This is a genomic window from Streptomyces sp. NPDC048417, assembly GCF_040651615.1.
Lineage (GTDB): Bacteria > Actinomycetota > Actinomycetes > Streptomycetales > Streptomycetaceae > Streptomyces.
The window spans coordinates 77138-92015 of the sequence record NZ_JBEZKI010000013.1; the positions used below are offsets into that span (position 1 = coordinate 77138).

The 14878-nt window shown below is 71.4% G+C and carries 19 protein-coding genes; 2 read left to right on the forward strand and 17 right to left on the reverse strand.

The features are described from left to right. Positions 1-78: 78 nt before the first annotated feature. From AB0D59_RS21265 to hisI, 9 genes are all read right to left on the reverse strand, one after another. Positions 79-855, reverse strand: coding sequence for a thioredoxin domain-containing protein (locus AB0D59_RS21265; RefSeq protein WP_362567381.1), 777 nt, complete (start codon positions 853-855; stop codon positions 79-81). 87 nt (positions 856-942) lie between these two features. Continuing rightward, positions 943-1761, reverse strand: a complete 819-nt coding sequence (trpA, locus tag AB0D59_RS21270) for a tryptophan synthase subunit alpha (protein WP_362567384.1) — start codon at positions 1759-1761, stop codon at positions 943-945. Continuing rightward, positions 1758-3041, reverse strand: a complete 1284-nt coding sequence (gene trpB, locus AB0D59_RS21275; protein WP_362567386.1) for a tryptophan synthase subunit beta — start codon at positions 3039-3041, stop codon at positions 1758-1760. Before trpB ends, trpA begins: the two co-directional genes overlap by 4 nt. 325 nt (positions 3042-3366) lie before the next feature. Next, positions 3367-4176, reverse strand: coding sequence for an indole-3-glycerol phosphate synthase TrpC (trpC, locus tag AB0D59_RS21280; protein WP_362567389.1), 810 nt, complete (start codon positions 4174-4176; stop codon positions 3367-3369). Between the two features lie 155 nt (positions 4177-4331). Then, positions 4332-4778 carry a DUF2752 domain-containing protein gene (locus AB0D59_RS21285; RefSeq protein WP_362567391.1) on the reverse strand — a complete coding sequence of 149 codons (447 nt, stop codon included), beginning with the start codon at positions 4776-4778 and terminating at the stop codon, positions 4332-4334. Between the two features lie 76 nt (positions 4779-4854). Continuing rightward, positions 4855-5115: an HGxxPAAW family protein gene (locus AB0D59_RS21290; RefSeq protein WP_362567394.1), complete on the reverse strand. Its 261-nt coding sequence runs from the start codon at positions 5113-5115 to the stop codon at positions 4855-4857. A 273-nt stretch (positions 5116-5388) separates the two neighbouring features. Beyond that, positions 5389-6033: a TIGR02234 family membrane protein gene (locus AB0D59_RS21295; RefSeq protein ID WP_362567396.1), complete on the reverse strand. Its 645-nt coding sequence runs from the start codon at positions 6031-6033 to the stop codon at positions 5389-5391. Positions 6034-6084: 51 nt separating this feature from the next. After that, positions 6085-7572: an anthranilate synthase component I gene (locus AB0D59_RS21300; RefSeq protein WP_362567399.1), complete on the reverse strand. Its 1488-nt coding sequence runs from the start codon at positions 7570-7572 to the stop codon at positions 6085-6087. An 11-nt stretch (positions 7573-7583) separates the two neighbouring features. Beyond that, on the reverse strand, positions 7584-7988 hold the full coding sequence (gene hisI / locus AB0D59_RS21305; protein WP_362567402.1) for a phosphoribosyl-AMP cyclohydrolase: 405 nt from the start codon (positions 7986-7988) through the stop codon (positions 7584-7586). A gap of 82 nt (positions 7989-8070) precedes the next feature. On the opposite strand from hisI, the gene AB0D59_RS21310 reads away from it, so the two are divergent. Both AB0D59_RS21310 and AB0D59_RS21315 read left to right on the forward strand, forming a co-directional pair. Next, on the forward strand, positions 8071-8706 hold the full coding sequence (locus AB0D59_RS21310; RefSeq protein ID WP_351695189.1) for a TIGR03085 family metal-binding protein: 636 nt from the start codon (positions 8071-8073) through the stop codon (positions 8704-8706). A 10-nt stretch (positions 8707-8716) separates the two neighbouring features. Beyond that, positions 8717-9115: a VOC family protein gene (locus AB0D59_RS21315; RefSeq protein WP_362567405.1), complete on the forward strand. Its 399-nt coding sequence runs from the start codon at positions 8717-8719 to the stop codon at positions 9113-9115. A gap of 31 nt (positions 9116-9146) precedes the next feature. On the opposite strand, the gene hisF is transcribed toward AB0D59_RS21315, so the two are convergent. The 8 genes from hisF to hisD are packed head-to-tail and all read right to left on the reverse strand — an operon-like array spanning position 9147 to position 14865. Then, the gene (gene hisF / locus AB0D59_RS21320) at positions 9147-9902 is read right to left on the reverse strand and encodes an imidazole glycerol phosphate synthase subunit HisF (protein ID WP_362567408.1); all 756 of its coding nucleotides are present in this window, start codon (positions 9900-9902) and stop codon (positions 9147-9149) included. Further along, positions 9899-10297, reverse strand: coding sequence for a RidA family protein (locus tag AB0D59_RS21325; protein WP_362567411.1), 399 nt, complete (start codon positions 10295-10297; stop codon positions 9899-9901). Before AB0D59_RS21325 ends, hisF begins: the two co-directional genes overlap by 4 nt. Then, positions 10294-11019, reverse strand: a complete 726-nt coding sequence (gene priA / locus AB0D59_RS21330) for a bifunctional 1-(5-phosphoribosyl)-5-((5-phosphoribosylamino)methylideneamino)imidazole-4-carboxamide isomerase/phosphoribosylanthranilate isomerase PriA (protein ID WP_351732568.1) — start codon at positions 11017-11019, stop codon at positions 10294-10296. Before priA ends, AB0D59_RS21325 begins: the two co-directional genes overlap by 4 nt. Further along, a complete protein-coding gene (gene hisH, locus AB0D59_RS21335) occupies positions 11016-11666 on the reverse strand; it encodes an imidazole glycerol phosphate synthase subunit HisH (RefSeq protein WP_362567414.1) in 651 nt (216 codons plus the stop codon). The genes priA and hisH overlap by 4 nt, the downstream gene beginning before the upstream one ends. Further along, positions 11657-11821 carry a hypothetical protein gene (locus AB0D59_RS21340; protein ID WP_351732562.1) on the reverse strand — a complete coding sequence of 55 codons (165 nt, stop codon included), beginning with the start codon at positions 11819-11821 and terminating at the stop codon, positions 11657-11659. Before AB0D59_RS21340 ends, hisH begins: the two co-directional genes overlap by 10 nt. Before the next feature lie 4 nt (positions 11822-11825). Further along, positions 11826-12419, reverse strand: coding sequence for an imidazoleglycerol-phosphate dehydratase HisB (gene hisB / locus AB0D59_RS21345; protein WP_028422551.1), 594 nt, complete (start codon positions 12417-12419; stop codon positions 11826-11828). Next, on the reverse strand, positions 12416-13525 hold the full coding sequence (locus AB0D59_RS21350; protein ID WP_362567417.1) for a histidinol-phosphate transaminase: 1110 nt from the start codon (positions 13523-13525) through the stop codon (positions 12416-12418). The genes hisB and AB0D59_RS21350 overlap by 4 nt, the downstream gene beginning before the upstream one ends. Further along, entirely contained in the window at positions 13522-14865 is a 1344-nt protein-coding gene (hisD, locus tag AB0D59_RS21355; RefSeq protein ID WP_362567420.1) for a histidinol dehydrogenase, read from the reverse strand. Before hisD ends, AB0D59_RS21350 begins: the two co-directional genes overlap by 4 nt. Positions 14866-14878: the final 13 nt, after the last annotated feature.

Genomic DNA, 14878 nt, shown 5'->3' on the forward strand with positions numbered 1-14878 from the left:
CTACCGTGCCGGACCGGGCCGACGGCAACCAGCCCGGCTACGGCTCCATAACAGGGGCGTGAGAAATGCTTACCCCGCTCACCCCTTGTTGGCGTCCTCCACGAGCTGCGTCAGCTTGGCCGGGGTCATGGTCTGGTCCTGGTAGATGTTCTTGCCGTTGAGCAGAACGGTCGGGGTGCCGCCGAACTTACCCGCTTCGAAGGCCTCGTTGGACTTCACGACCCAGGCGTTGTGCTTGCCGTCCTTGACGCATTTCTGGAACGTCGGCGTGTTCAGGCGCTGGACCTTGCCGGCCAGCTCGATCAGCTTGTCGTTGTTCGAGAAGGCGTCGTCGGTTTCCTTCGGCTGGTTCTCGTAGAGCACGTCGTGGTAGTCGCGGAACTTGCCCGCGTCCTGGGCGCAGGCCGCCGCGTTGGCCGCGTTCCGGGAGCCGCTGCCGCCGAGGTTGCCGTCGATCAGCGTGACCAGGTGGTACTCGATTCTGAGCTTGCCGGAGTCGGCCAGCTCATGGAGCGTCGGGCGGTACGCCGTCTCGAAGGCCTGGCAGGCCGGGCAGCGGAAGTCCTCCCAGATGGTGAGCGTCGCCTTGGCGTCGTCCTTGCCGACCGGGATCGCGAGGCTGTCCTTGCCCTGCGCGCCCGAAGGCGCCACGACCGGGCCCGAGCTCTTGCTGTTCTTGTCCTTGCCCGCGTTCGCGGCGACGACGCCGATCACCGCCGCCAGGCCGAGGACGCAGACGACGCTCGCGCCCACGATCAGCGTGCGCCGTCGCTTCTCCGCGGACTTCTGCTTCTCGCGGTCGGCTGCGATCCGCTCGCGGGCCGTCCGCTTTCCGTCACGATTCTTCTCGCTCACACCACCAGAACGAACCGGGGAGGCGCACCGCGCCTCCCCGGTCCCAGGTCCACCCGTTCGAGTGATCGAGTGTTGTGCGGTGTCCCGTTACGCCTGTCCGCGCACGCCCTTGGCCAGGTCACCGGCGAGTTCCCGGACGGCCGCCACGCCGGCCGCGTCGTCCGGCGCGTCCAGCATCCGCTTCACGAAGGCCGAGCCGACGATCACACCGTCGGCGAAGCCGGCGACCTCGGCGGCCTGGGCCGCGTTGGAGACGCCGAGGCCGACGCAGACGGGCAGCCCGGTGCCGGTGGCCCGGGTGCGTTCCACCAGGTTCTGGGCCTGTGCGCCGACCGATGCCCGGGTACCCGTGACGCCCATCAGCGAGGCCGCGTAGACGAAGCCACTGCCGGCCGCCGTGATCTGCGCGAGCCGCTCGTCCTTGCTGCTCGGCGCCACGACGAAGACGGTCGCGAGGCCGTGCTTCTCGGCGTGCTCCCTCCACAGGGCCGACTCCTGGACGGGCAGGTCGGGCAGGATGCAGCCCGCGCCGCCCGCCTCGGCCAGCTCGGCGGTGAAGCGCTCGACGCCGTAGCGGTCGATGGGGTTCCAGTACGTCATGACGAGGATCGGCTTGCCGGTGGCCTCGTAGGCCTCCTTGACCGTGCGCATGACGTGCGCGATCTTGACGCCGCCGCGCAGGGCGATGTCGTCGGCGGTCTGGATGACCGGACCGTCGAGCACCGGGTCGCTGTGCGGCAGCCCGACCTCGACGACGTCCGCGCCGCCGTCCAGGACGGCCTTGATCGCCTCGATGCCGCCGGCCACGGTCGGGAACCCGGCCGGGAGGTAGGCGATGAGGGCCGACCGTCCCTCGGCCTTGGCACCGGCGAGGGTGTCCGACAGCAGCTGCATGTTTCCGCTCACTTGGCGTCCCCCTCGATCTCGGCGGTGGCGGTGGCGTCGGCGGCGACCTCGGCGTCGGTGTCGTACAGCCCGAAGTAGCGCGCGGCGGTGTCCATGTCCTTGTCACCGCGTCCGGACAGGTTGACGACGATCAGCCCGTCCGTGCCGAGTTCCCTGCCGACCTCCAGGGCGCCGGCGAGGGCGTGGGCGCTCTCGATGGCCGGGATGATGCCCTCGGTGCGGGACAGCAGGCGCAGGGCCTGCATGGCCGCGTCGTCGGTGACCGCGCGGTACTCGCCGCGGCCGGAGTCCTTGAGGTAGGAGTGCTCGGGGCCGATGCCGGGGTAGTCCAGACCGGCCGAGATCGAGTACGGCTCGGTGATCTGGCCCTCCTCGTCCTGGAGGACGTAGGACCGGGAGCCGTGCAGGATGCCGGGTTCGCCGGCGGTGAGGGTGGCCGCGTGTTCGCCGGTCTCGATGCCGTGCCCCGCGGGCTCGCAGCCGATGAGGCGGACGCCCTCGTCGGGGATGAAGGCGTGGAAGAGGCCGATGGCGTTGGAGCCGCCGCCGACGCAGGCGATCGCCGCGTCGGGGAGCCGGCCGGCCCGCTCCAGGAGCTGGCGGCGGGCCTCGACGCCGATGACCCGGTGGAAGTCGCGGACCATGGCCGGGAAGGGGTGCGGTCCTGCGACCGTGCCGAAGAGGTAGTGGGTGTGGTCGACGTTCGCCACCCAGTCGCGGAACGCCTCGTTGATGGCGTCCTTCAGGGTGCGGCTGCCGGACTTCACGGAGATGACCTCGGCGCCGAGCATGCGCATCCGGGCCACGTTGAGGGCCTGCCGCCGGGTGTCGATCTCGCCCATGTAGATGGTGCAGTCGAGGCCGAACAGCGCGCAGGCGGTGGCCGTCGCCACGCCGTGCTGGCCGGCGCCGGTCTCCGCGATCACCCGGGTCTTGCCCATGCGCCTGGTGAGCAGGGCCTGGCCGAGGACGTTGTTGATCTTGTGGGAGCCGGTGTGGTTGAGGTCCTCGCGCTTGAGGAAGATCCGGGCGCCGCCTGCTTCCGCGGCGAACCGGGGGACCTCGGTGAGGGAGCTGGGACGGCCCGTGTAGTTGACGAGCAGGTCGTCGAGCTCGCGGGCGAACTCGGGGTCGTGCTTGGCCTTGTCGTACTCGACGGCGACCTCGTCCACGGCGGCGACCAGGGCCTCCGGGATGAACTTGCCGCCGAAGGCGCCGAAGTAGCCCTCGGCGGTGGGGACTTGACCGGTTGGGTCAGGAAAGAAGTAGTCGCTGGGCATGCGGAAACCTCACGGTGAGTGCGTGTGAAAAGACACTATTCGCCGTGGGCGCGTGGATTTGTCTATTGACTGCGGGCCGTCAGTTGCTCGCGCCCGCGCGGCGGTAGCCGCGGATCAATTACAGCCCCGCGCCCCTGAAGGTCGGCCGCTGCCATCGCATGCCGTTCACCTGACCCGGCTCAGCACCGATGACATAACGCACGCGGCGGCCGTGGACGCGCCGCGCCGGGGCTCGGCAGCCCCTGGGGCGGCAGCCGCGCGCGAGGCGGGCGTACCGGTCCACGGTCGTCACGGTCACAGTCATCGGTGTCAGCCTATCGGGTGATCAGGGCCGGCCGTGCCGGAGTGCCGGATGTTCGCCCGCCGCCACCAGGTCGGCCACCGCCGACTTGGGGTCGCGGCCGGTCACCAGGGACTCGCCGACCAGGACCGCGTCGGCGCCCGCGTTGGCGTAGGCGATCAGGTCGTGCGGGCCGCGGACGCCGGACTCGGCGACCTTGACGACGGTGTCGGGGATCTCCGGGGCGACCCGCTCGAAGGTGGCGCGGTCGACCTCCAGGGTCTTCAGGTTGCGCGCGTTGACACCGATCACCTTGGCGCCCGCGTCCACCGCGCGCTCGACCTCGTCCTCGTCGTGCACCTCGACGAGCGGGGTGAGGCCGATGGAGACGGCACGCTCGATCAGTGACTCCAGGGCCGGCTGGTCGAGGGCGGCGACGATCAGCAGCGCGAGGTCGGCGCCGTACGCCCTGGCCTCCCACAGCTGGTACGACGTGACGATGAAGTCCTTGCGCAGGACCGGGATGTCCACGCGGGCCCGGACCGCCTCCAGGTCGGCCAGCGAGCCGCCGAAGCGGCGCTGCTCGGTCAGGACCGAGATGACGGCCGCGCCGCCCGCCTCGTAGTCCGCGGCGAGCCCGGCCGGGTCGGCGATCGCGGCCAGCGCGCCCTTGGACGGGCTGGAGCGCTTGACCTCGCAGATCACCTTGACGCCTTCGCCGCGCAGCGCGGCCACGCCGTCCTTGGCGGCGGGCGCCTTCGCCGCGCGCTCCTTGAGCTCGTCGAGGCTGACGCGCGCCTGCCGCTCCGCGAGGTCGGCACGGACTCCGTCGATGATCTCGTCGAGCACACTCACGCGAGCGGTCCCCTTCCGGTTCCGGACGATTCTTCCGAGCGAGTCAAAACCCACGCGGGTCAAAACCCATGGTCACATCGATGGTATCCGCAGGACGGCGCCGACCTCGCATCCGGCCGACGGCCGTCCCCTCTACCTGGACATTCGCCAGTTGATCAAGGATGCAACCAGCCGACGAAGGGCAGGTTCCGGACAACGGTGAAGACCAGCAGCACCGCGCCCAGGGTCCACATGGGCACCGGCCTGAGCTCGATCCGGACGGGCCGGCCGCGTACCGCGCGCGCCGCCCACACGGTCCACACCACGGCGAAGGCCAGATAGGCGGCCACGCCCGCCGCGTTGTCCCGCAGCGCGGCCAGGAAGTCGCCGTGCACGAAGGCGTGCGCGCTGCGCAGGCCGCCGCAGCCGGGGCAGTACAGGCCGGTGAGCCGGTAGAGGGGGCAGACCGGGTAGTGGCCGGGCTGGTTGGGGTCGACCGTGCCGACGTAGGCGAAGGCTCCGACGACGGCGGCCAGCACCCCCGCGGGCACGGCCAGCCGTCCTCGCAGGGAGGGCGGCGCCGGGGCGGCCGTGCTTGAGGTGTCGGCGTTCACGCCTCGCATTGTGCCCCGTACGGTCGCCACGCGCGCGTGAGGGGCGGCCCGATGTCTCGGGACGCCCCTCGGGAAGCGCTGTCGATCAGCTCTCGGCGGTGACCGGCTCGCGGGAGGCGACGGCCGGGGCGGTGTGCGTCACCAGGGCGGTCTGCTTCGGCATGCCGAGGCCCATGGCCCGCATGATCATGCCGACGACGCCACCGAGGACCACGATCACCATGCCGGCCCAGAAGCCCACCGGCTGGGCCATGACCATGAAGGCGCCCGCGACGCAGAAACCGATGAAGGCGATGGTGACGCCGGTCCAGGCGGCCGGGGTGTGACCGTGGCTGCTGCCCGCCATGACTTGCTCCTCGTAGCTGGTGCGTGTCGTACGTGCCGTCCGTGGCCGCGCTCGTACGGGTCCGTTCCGGACGCTCGGCCTCCATTGTCCCGTACGCGCACGCGTGCCGTGAGCGGGGGTGGCGTCTGATGCGCCACATCGGGTACAGCGCCCCGTGAGGGGCGCGGGGCTGTGTTCGATGTGCGGGCTCCGCCGCGTGGGCGCGACCGGCCGCCACGGCGCCGCAGGCGACCGACGGCCGATCGACTCGTCGCGGCGCCCCCGGCGAAGCGCTCAGGCTCCCGTAGGGTCCTCGCCCCGGTCCAGGGCCTTCCAGATGTCCTCGGGGCGGTCCGGGTCGACCGGCTTGGGTGCGCGGCGGGGCCGCTCCGCGCCCGTACCGCGCTCGTAGCGGCCGGACATGGCGGGCCACAGGCGCCCGTAGCGCAGCGCGAGCAGCCCGGCGATCAGGATGAGCGCACCGCCGGCCGCGGCCACGTACGGCCATCCTGTGTGGCTGAGCGCGGCCACCGTGGCGGAGGTGTCACCGCTGGCCTCGGCGGCCTTCTCGTCGAGCGCGGAGCCGTCGGAGGCGCCCGCCAGGGCGGCGGCGACGATGCCGGCGCCGGAGAGCGCGAGGAGCCCGGAGACCAGGAAGCGGCCGGCCCGGCGGACGGCGAAGACGGCGACGAGCGCGGCGAGGCCCACTATGGCGAGGGCCGCGGGGACGCCCGAGACGTCGCTGCCCTTGGCGGTCAGCGGGAAGGCCCCGCCGGCCACCGTCGCGGTGCCCTCCGCCCAGCGCTGTCGGCTGGACAGCAGGGCCACGGCCGCGCCGAGCGCACCGAACAACAGCGCGACGGCGAGGCTGCGGCGGCCGGACCCGGCGTGCGCGGCGGCTTCGGAACGGGGGTGAGGAACAGCAGTCACGTACTCCACTATGGCTTGAACCCCGGGCGAACGGTCACCCGGGGTTGAGTGAGAAGCGCCCTACTTGCCCAGTCTGTTGGCCGTGTGCACCGCGCGCAGCACCGCCGCCGCCTTGTTGCGGCACTCCTGGTCCTCCGCGACCGGGTTCGAGTCGGCGACGATGCCCGCGCCCGCCTGGACGTACGCCGTGCCGTCCCGCAGCAGGGCGGTACGGATGGCGATGGCGGTGTCGGAGTCGCCGGCGAAGTCGAGGTAGCCGACGCAGCCGCCGTACAACCCCCTTCTGGACGGCTCCAGTTCGTCGATGATCTGCATCGCCCGGGGCTTGGGGGCGCCGGAGAGGGTGCCGGCCGGGAAGCAGGCGGTGAGGACGTCGAAGGCGGTGCGACCCTCGGAGACCTTTCCGGTGACCGTCGAGACGATGTGCATGACGTGCGAGTACCGCTCGACGGACATGAAGTCGACGACCTCGACGGAGCCCGGTTCACAGACCCGGCCCAGGTCGTTGCGCCCGAGGTCGACGAGCATCAGGTGCTCGGCGCGCTCCTTGGGGTCGGCCATCAGCTCGTCGGCGAGGTCCTGGTCCTCCCGCGGGGTGGCCCCGCGCGGCCGGGTGCCGGCGATGGGGTGGACCATGGCCCGCCCGTCCTCGACCTTGACCAGGGCCTCCGGGGACGACCCGACGACGTCGAAGCCCTCGAAGCGGAAGAGGTACATGTACGGCGAGGGGTTGGTGGCCCTCAGCACCCGGTAGACGTCCAGCGCACTGGCCGTGCACGGGGTCTCGAAGCGCTGTGAGGGGACGACCTGGAAGGCCTCGCCCGCGCGGATGCGCTCCTTGATGTCCTCGACCGCGACCTGGAAGTCGGGACCGCCCCACAGGGCCGTGTACTCGGGGAGCTCGGAGGGGGGCAGGGCGGCCGGGGGCTGGGCGACCGGGAGGGAGAGGTCGGCCTCCATGGCGTCGAGGCGGGCGATCGCGTCGGTGTAGGCCTCGTCGACACCGGTGTCGAGGTCGTTGTGGTTGATGGCGTTGGCGATCAGCAGGACCGAGCCCTCCCAGTGGTCCATCACCGCGAGGTCGCTGGTGAGGAGCATGGTCAGCTCGGGCAGCTTGAGGTCGTCCCGCTCCCCCGGGCCGATCTTCTCCAGGCGGCGCACGATGTCGTAGCCCAGATAGCCGACCATGCCGCCGGTGAACGGGGGCAGGTCCTCCGCGTGCGGGGTGTGCAGGGCCTCGATGGTGGCGCGCAGGGCGGCCAGCGGGTCGCCGTCGACGGGCACGCCGACCGGCGGGGCGCCGAGCCAGTGGGCCTGGCCGTCACGGCTGGTGAGAGTGGCCGAGGAGCGGACGCCCACGAACGAGTAGCGAGACCATTGGAAGGCAGTGCGGCCGTTCTCGGCGGACTCCAGCAGGAAGGTGCCGGGGCGCTCGGCGGCGAGCTTGCGATAGAGCGCGACCGGGGTGTCGCCGTCGGCGAGGAGCTTGCGGGTGACCGGGATGACACGCCGGTCGGTCGCCAGCTTGCGGAAGGTCTCCAGTTCCATGGCGGCAGACCTTACTGATCGGAGGCCGGGACGCCGGAATCGGCGCCGACCTTCAGGAGCACGTCGGCGTCGAAGCAGGTGCGGTCGCCGGTGTGGCAGGCGGCGCCCACCTGGTCGACCTTGACCAGCACGGTGTCGGCGTCGCAGTCGAGGGCGACGGACCTGACCCACTGGAAGTGGCCGGAGGTGTCGCCCTTGACCCAGTACTCCTGGCGGCTGCGCGACCAGTAGGTGCAGCGGCCGGTGGTGAGGGTGCGGTGCAGGGCCTCGTCGTCCATCCAGCCGAGCATCAGTACCTCGCCCGTGTCGTACTGCTGGGCGATGGCGGGCAGGAGGCCGTCGGCGCTGCGCTTGAGGCGGGCGGCGATCTCCGGGGCGAGGCCGCTGGGCGGGGGCGTACCGGTCGTACTGGTCATGGGTGCCATTGTGCCGCGCGGCACCGACAGTCACGGACCGTGTCCACTGTCCGGACCGTGCATGGGGTCGTAGGCTGGCTCCATGTCGACCTTCGCCAAGCGTGAACGGCTTCTGCTCGCCGACCTCTTGGAGACCGCCGGTCCCGAGGCGCCGACCCTCTGCGAGGGCTGGGTGACCCGTGATCTGGCCGCGCACGTGGTGGTGCGCGAGCGCCGGCCGGACGCGGCCGGCGGCGCGCTGATCAAGCAGCTCGCGCCGCGCCTGGAGAAGGTGACGGCCGAGTTCGCCGCGAAGCCGTACGAGGAGCTGATCCAGCTGATCCGTACCGGCCCGCCGCGGTTCTCGCCGTTCCAGCTGAAGCAGGTCGACGAGGCGGCCAACACGGTGGAGTTCTACGTCCACACCGAGGACGTCCGCCGCGCCCAGCCGGACTGGGCGTCGCGTGAGCTGGACCCCGTCTTCCAGGACGCCCTGTGGTCCCGTCTGGAGCGCACCGCCCGGCTGCTGGGCAGGGGGGTGCCGACGGGCCTGGTACTGCGCCGTCCGGACGGCCAGACGGCCGTCGCCCATCGCGGCGCCCCGGTGGTGACGGTGACCGGCGAGCCCTCCGAGCTGCTGATGTTCGCCTTCGGCCGGCAGAACGCGGCGAAGGTCGAGGTGGACGGCGACGAGAACGCGATCGCCAAGCTGCACGAGTCCAAGCAGCTGGGCATCTGAGGGGCCCGCGATGATCAAGGTCGCGATGACCAACGTCTACGTCGACGACGTGGTCAAGGCGCACGCCTTCTACACCGACGTCCTCGGCTTCGAGACCCGCACCCGGCTGGACCTCGGCGGCGGCACCCTGTTCATCACGGTCGGCGCACCCGGCGGCGCCCAGCCGGACCTCCAGCTGCTCCTGGAGCCCGGCCAGGGCAGCATCGCGGAGCCGTACCGCAAGGCGGTGTACGAGGCGGGCCTGCCGGCCATCGTCTTCTCGGTCGACGACATCCGCACGGAGTACGACCGCCTGCGCGCCCTGGACGTCCGCTTCACCCACGAGCCGCAGGAACAGGGCCCGGTGATCGCGGCCGTCCTGGACGACACGGTCGGCAACCTGATCCAGCTGACCCAGCCGAAGGGCTGAGAAGCCCTCGGCGGGGCGGCTCGGCGTGGTGTCAGCGGACGGGGTGGCCGGCTCCCCGCAGGGCTTGCTTCACCTCGCCGATGCGCAGGTCGCCGAAGTGGAAGACGGAGGCGGCGAGGACGGCGTTCGCGCCCGCTGCGACGGCCGGGGCGAAGTCGGCCAGCCGGCCCGCGCCGCCGGAGGCGATGACCGGGATGGTGACGTGCTTGCGGACGGCCGTGATCATCTCCAGGTCGTAGCCGTCCTTGGTGCCGTCCGCGTCCATCGAGTTGAGCAGGATCTCCCCCGCGCCCAGCTCGGCGGCCCGGTGCGCCCACTCGACCGCGTCGATGCCGGTGCCGCGGCGGCCGCCGTGGGTGGTGACCTCGAAGGTGCCTTCGGGGGTGCGGCGGGCGTCCACCGACAGGACCAGGACCTGGCGGCCGAAGCGTTCCGCGATCTCCCGGATCAGGTCAGGGCGGGCGATCGCGGCCGTGTTGACGCCCACCTTGTCGGCGCCCGCCCGCAGCAGCTTGTCGACGTCCTCGGCGGTGCGCACCCCGCCGCCGACGGTCAGCGGGATGAAGACCTGCTCGGCGGTGCGGCGCACCACGTCGTAGGTGGTCTCGCGGTCGCCGGAGGACGCGGTGATGTCCAGGAAGGTCAGCTCGTCGGCGCCCTCCGTGTCGTACACCTTGGCCATCTCGACCGGGTCGCCCGCGTCCCGCAGGTTCTGGAAGTTGACGCCCTTGACGACCCGGCCGTTGTCCACGTCCAGGCAGGGGATGACTCGGACCGCCAGGGTCATGCCGTGGCCTCCCCTCGGTACGCCTCCACCTCGACCTCGACGACCAGGCTGGGGTCCACGAAGCCGGAGACGATGATCATGGACGCGGCGGGCCGGACGGACTCGAACAGCTCCTTGTGGGCGCGTCCGACATCGTCCACGTCCCGCGCGTGGGTGACGTACATACGTGTCCGCACCACATCATCACGGCCCAGACCCAGCTGCCCCAGCGCCGCGAACGCGACGTTGAAGGAGTTGACCGTCTGCTCGTAGGGGCCGCCCCCGGCGATCTCGCCGTCCACTATGGAGGTGCAGCCGGAGACCAGCACCAGGCCGTTGGGCAGTTCCACCGCGCGGGAGTACCCGAAGGCGTCCTCCCAGGGCGCGCCCGTCGTGACACGTCGCAGCTCACTCACGGGGACACCGCCTCCAGTGCTTCTTCCAAGGTGAACGCCTTGGCGTAGAGGGCCTTACCGACGATGGCGCCCTCGACACCGAGGGGTACCAGCTCGGCCAGCGCGCGGAGGTCGTCCAGCGACGACACGCCGCCGGAGGCCACGACCGGCCGGTCCGTCGCCGCGCAGACGTTCTTCAGGAGCTCCAGGTTCGGGCCCTGGAGGGTGCCGTCCTTGGCGATGTCGGTGACGACGTAGCGGGCGCAGCCCTCCTGGTCGAGGCGGGCCAGCGTCTCGTAGAGGTCGCCGCCGTCGCGGGTCCAGCCGCGGCCGCGCAGGGTCGTGCCCTTGACGTCCAGGCCCACCGCGATCTGGTCGCCGTGCTCGGCGATGACCTTGGCGACCCACTCCGGGCTCTCCAGGGCGGCCGTGCCGAGGTTCACCCGGCGGCAGCCGGTGGCGAGGGCGGCCGCCAGCGAGGCGTCGTCCCGGATCCCGCCGGACAGCTCCACCTTGATGTCCATGGCCCCCGCGACCTCGGCGATCAACTCGCGGTTGTCGCCGGTGCCGAACGCGGCGTCCAGGTCGACCAGGTGCAGCCACTCGGCGCCCGACCGCTGCCAGGCGAGGGCGGCCTCCAGGGGGGAGCCGTAGGAGGTCTCGGTTCCCGACTCGCCGTGCACGAGGCGGACGGCCTGGCCGTCGCGGACGTCGACGGCGGGGAGGAGTTCGAGCTTGCTCACAGTGTTCCGATCCAGTTGGTGAGGAGCTGGGCGCCGGCGTCGCCGGACTTCTCGGGGTGGAACTGGGTGGCCCACAGGGCGCCGTTCTCCACGGCGGCCACGAACGGCTTGCCGTGCGTCGACCAGGCCACGAGGGGGGCCCGCAGCGCCGCGTTGTGCGTCTCCAGCGACCAGTCCTGGACGGCGTAGGAGTGCACGAAGTAGAAGCGGGCGTCGGCGTCCAGGCCCGAGAACAGCTCGGAGCCGGCCGGTACGTCCACGGTGTTCCAGCCCATGTGGGGCACGATCTCGGCCTGCAGCGGCTCGACCGACCCGGGCCACTCGTCGAGCCCCTCGGTTTCCACGCCGTGCTCGATGCCGCGCGCGAACAGGATCTGCATCCCGACGCAGATGCCCATCACCGGCCGTCCGCCGGACAGCCGCCGGTCGATGATCCAGTCCCCGCGGGCCCCGCGCAGGCCCTGCATGCAGGCGGCGAAGGCGCCGACGCCGGGCACCAGCAGCCCGTCCGCGTTCATCGCCTTGTCGAAGTCACGGGTTATCTCGACGTCGGCCCCGGCGCGGGCGAGCGCCCGCTCGGCGGAACGGACGTTCCCGAAGCCGTAGTCGAAGACGACGACCTTCTTCGCGGATCCGCTCAATTCCACACCTCCAGCCTCACGACACCCGCCACCAGGCACATCGCGGCGCCGATCGAGAGCAGCACGATCAGGCTGGTGGGCATCTTCTGCTTGACGAAGGAGATGATTCCGCCGACCAGGAAGAGGCCGACGACGATCAGTATGGTGGACAGCCCGGTCATGGCTTTACAGCGCGCCCTTCGTCGACGGGAGGATGCCGGCCGCGCGCGGGTCGCGCTCGGAGGCATAGCGCAGCGCCCTGGCGAGCGCCTTGAACTGGCATTCCACGATGTGGTGTGCGTTGCGCCCATAGGGCACGTGCACATGGAGGGCGACCTGGGCCTGTGCCACGAAGGACTCCAGGATGTGCCGGGTCATGGTGGTGTCGTACTCGCCGATCATCGGAGCCATGTTCTCCGGCTCCGTGTGCACGAGGTACGGGCGGCCGGACAGGTCCACCGTGACCTGGGCGAGGGACTCGTCCAGCGGGACCGTGCAGTTGCCGAACCGGTAGATGCCGACCTTGTCGCCGAGCGCCTGCTTGAAGGCGGCGCCGAGGGCGAGAGCGGTGTCCTCGATGGTGTGGTGCGAGTCGATGTGGAGATCGCCGTCGGTCTTCACGGTGAGGTCGAACAGGCCGTGCCGGCCGAGCTGGTCGAGCATGTGGTCGTAGAAGCCGACGCCGGTGGCGATGTCGGTCTTCCCGGTGCCGTCGAGGTCGATCTCGACGAGGACCGAGGTCTCCTTGGTGGTGCGCTCCACGCGCCCTACGCGGGTCATGCGTCCAGCTCCTTCTTGACTTCACGTACCGCGTCGAGGAACGCGTCGTTCTCTTCGGGGGTTCCGGCGGACACCCGCAGGAAGCCGGGCACGCCGTTGTCGCGGACCAGGACCCCGCGGTCGAGGATCCCCTGCCAGGCCCGGTGGGGGTCCTCGAACCGTCCGAACTGCACGAAGTTGGCGTCGGACTCGGTGACTTCCAGGCCGAGCGCCCGCATCTCGGCGACCAGCCGGTCGCGCTCGGTCTTCAGCTGCTCGACGTACTTCAGCAGGGTGTCGGTGTGCTCCAGGGCGGCCAGCGCGGTCGCCTGGGTGATCGCCGACAGGTGGTACGGCAGCCGCACGAGCTGTACGGCGTCCACCACCGCGGGGTGCGCGGCGAGGTAGCCGAGGCGCAGGCCGGCCGCGCCGAAGGCCTTGGACATGGTCCGGGAGACGACGAGATTCGGCCGACCTTCGAGCAGCGGCAGCAGCGAGGCGCCGTGGCTGAACTCGATGTACGCCTCGTCGACGATCACCATCGACGGCCGGGCCGCCTGGGCCGCGTCGTACAGCGCGAGGACCGTCTCGGCCGGCACCGCGTTGCCCGTGGGGTTGTTGGGGGTCGTGATGAACAGGACGTCGGGCCGGTACTCGGCGATCGCACGGGTGGCGGCCTCGACGTCGACGGTGAAGTCGTCCTCGCGCGGACCGGCGATCCAGCCCGTGCCGGTGCCGCGCGCGATCAGCGAGTGCATCGAGTACGACGGCTCGAAGCCGAGTGCGGTACGGCCCGGACCGCCGAAGGTCTGCAGCAGCTGCTGGATGACCTCGTTGGAGCCGTTGGCCGCCCACACGTTCTCGACGGCCAGGGGGTGGTTGCCGGTCCTGGTCAGGTATCTGGCCAGCTCGGTGCGGAGCTGGACCGCGTCCCGGTCGGGGTAGCGGTTCAGGTCCCGGGCGGCCTCGCGCACCCGCTCGGTGATCCGCTCGACCAGCGGCTCGGGCAGCGGGTAGGGGTTCTCGTTGGTGTTCAGCCGTACGGCGACGTCCAACTGGGGCGCGCCGTAGGGGGACTTGCCGCGTAGCTCGTCCCGTACGGGGAGATCGTCGATTCCGAAGTTCACTTGCTCGCCGGTACCTTCCACCCGAACCTCGCCTTGATCGCCGCGCCGTGTGCCGGCAGGTCCTCCGCCTCCGCCAGCGTGACCACGTGGTGCGCGACGTCGGCCAGCGCCTCCTGCGTGTAGTCGACGATGTGGACACCGCGCAGGAAGGACTGCACGGAGAGCCCGGAGGAGTGGCAGGCGCAGCCGCCGGTGGGCAGCACGTGGTTGGACCCGGCCGCGTAGTCGCCGAGGGAGACCGGCGCCCAGGGGCCGACGAAGATCGCGCCGGCGTTGCGGACCCGGTCGGCCACCGCCGCGGCGTCCGCGGTCTGGATCTCCAGGTGTTCGGCGCCGTACGCGTCGACGACCCTCAGGCCCTCCTCGACGCCGTCGACCAGGACGATCGCGGACTGCCTGCCCTTGAGCGCCGGGACGATCCGGTCGTCGACGTGCTTGGTGGCCGCGACCTGCGGTTCCAGCTCCTTCGCCACCGCGTCCGCGAGTTCCACGGAGTCGGTGACCAGGACGGCGGCGGCCAGCGGGTCGTGCTCGGCCTGGCTGATCAGGTCGGCGGCGACGTGCACCGGGTCGGCGGTGGCGTCCGCGAGGACCGCGATCTCGGTGGGGCCGGCCTCGGCGTCGATGCCGATCCGGCCGGTGAAGTAGCGCTTGGCGGCGGCGACCCAGATGTTGCCGGGGCCGGTGACCATGGTGACGGGCGGGCAGGACTCGGTGCCGTACGCGAACATCGCGACGGCGGAGGCACCGCCGGCCGCGTACACCTCGTCGACGCCGAGCAGAGCGCAGGCGGCGAGGATCGTCGGGTGCGGCAGGCCTCCGGCCGGATCATTCTCGAAAGCGGGGGCCTGCGCCGGGGAGGCGAGCGCGATGGACTCGACGCCGGCCTCCTGCGCGGGCACGACGTTCATGACCACGGACGAGGGGTAGACCGACCGTCCGCCGGGCGCGTAGAGCCCGACCCGCTCGACCGGCACCCACTTCTCGGTGACCGAGCCGCCGGGCACGACCTGGGTGGTGTGGCTGGTACGACGCTGCTCGCGGTGGACGAGACGGGCCCGCCGGATGGACTCCTCCAGGGCCGCGCGCACGGCCGGGTCGAGCTCGTCCAGCGCCTTGGCCAGAGCTTCGGCCGGGACCCGCACCTGCTTCAGGGTGACCCCGTCGAACTTCTCGGCGAAGTCGATCAGCGCCGCGTCGCCCCGATGATGCACGGCCTCGCAGATCGGACGCACCTTCTCGAGGGCGGCCGAGACGTCGAAGTCGGCTCGGGGCAGCAGGTCGCGCAGGGCGAGTCCCTCGGGGAGGGCGTCGCCGCGCAGATCGATTCGGGAGATCACAGGCTCAATTCTC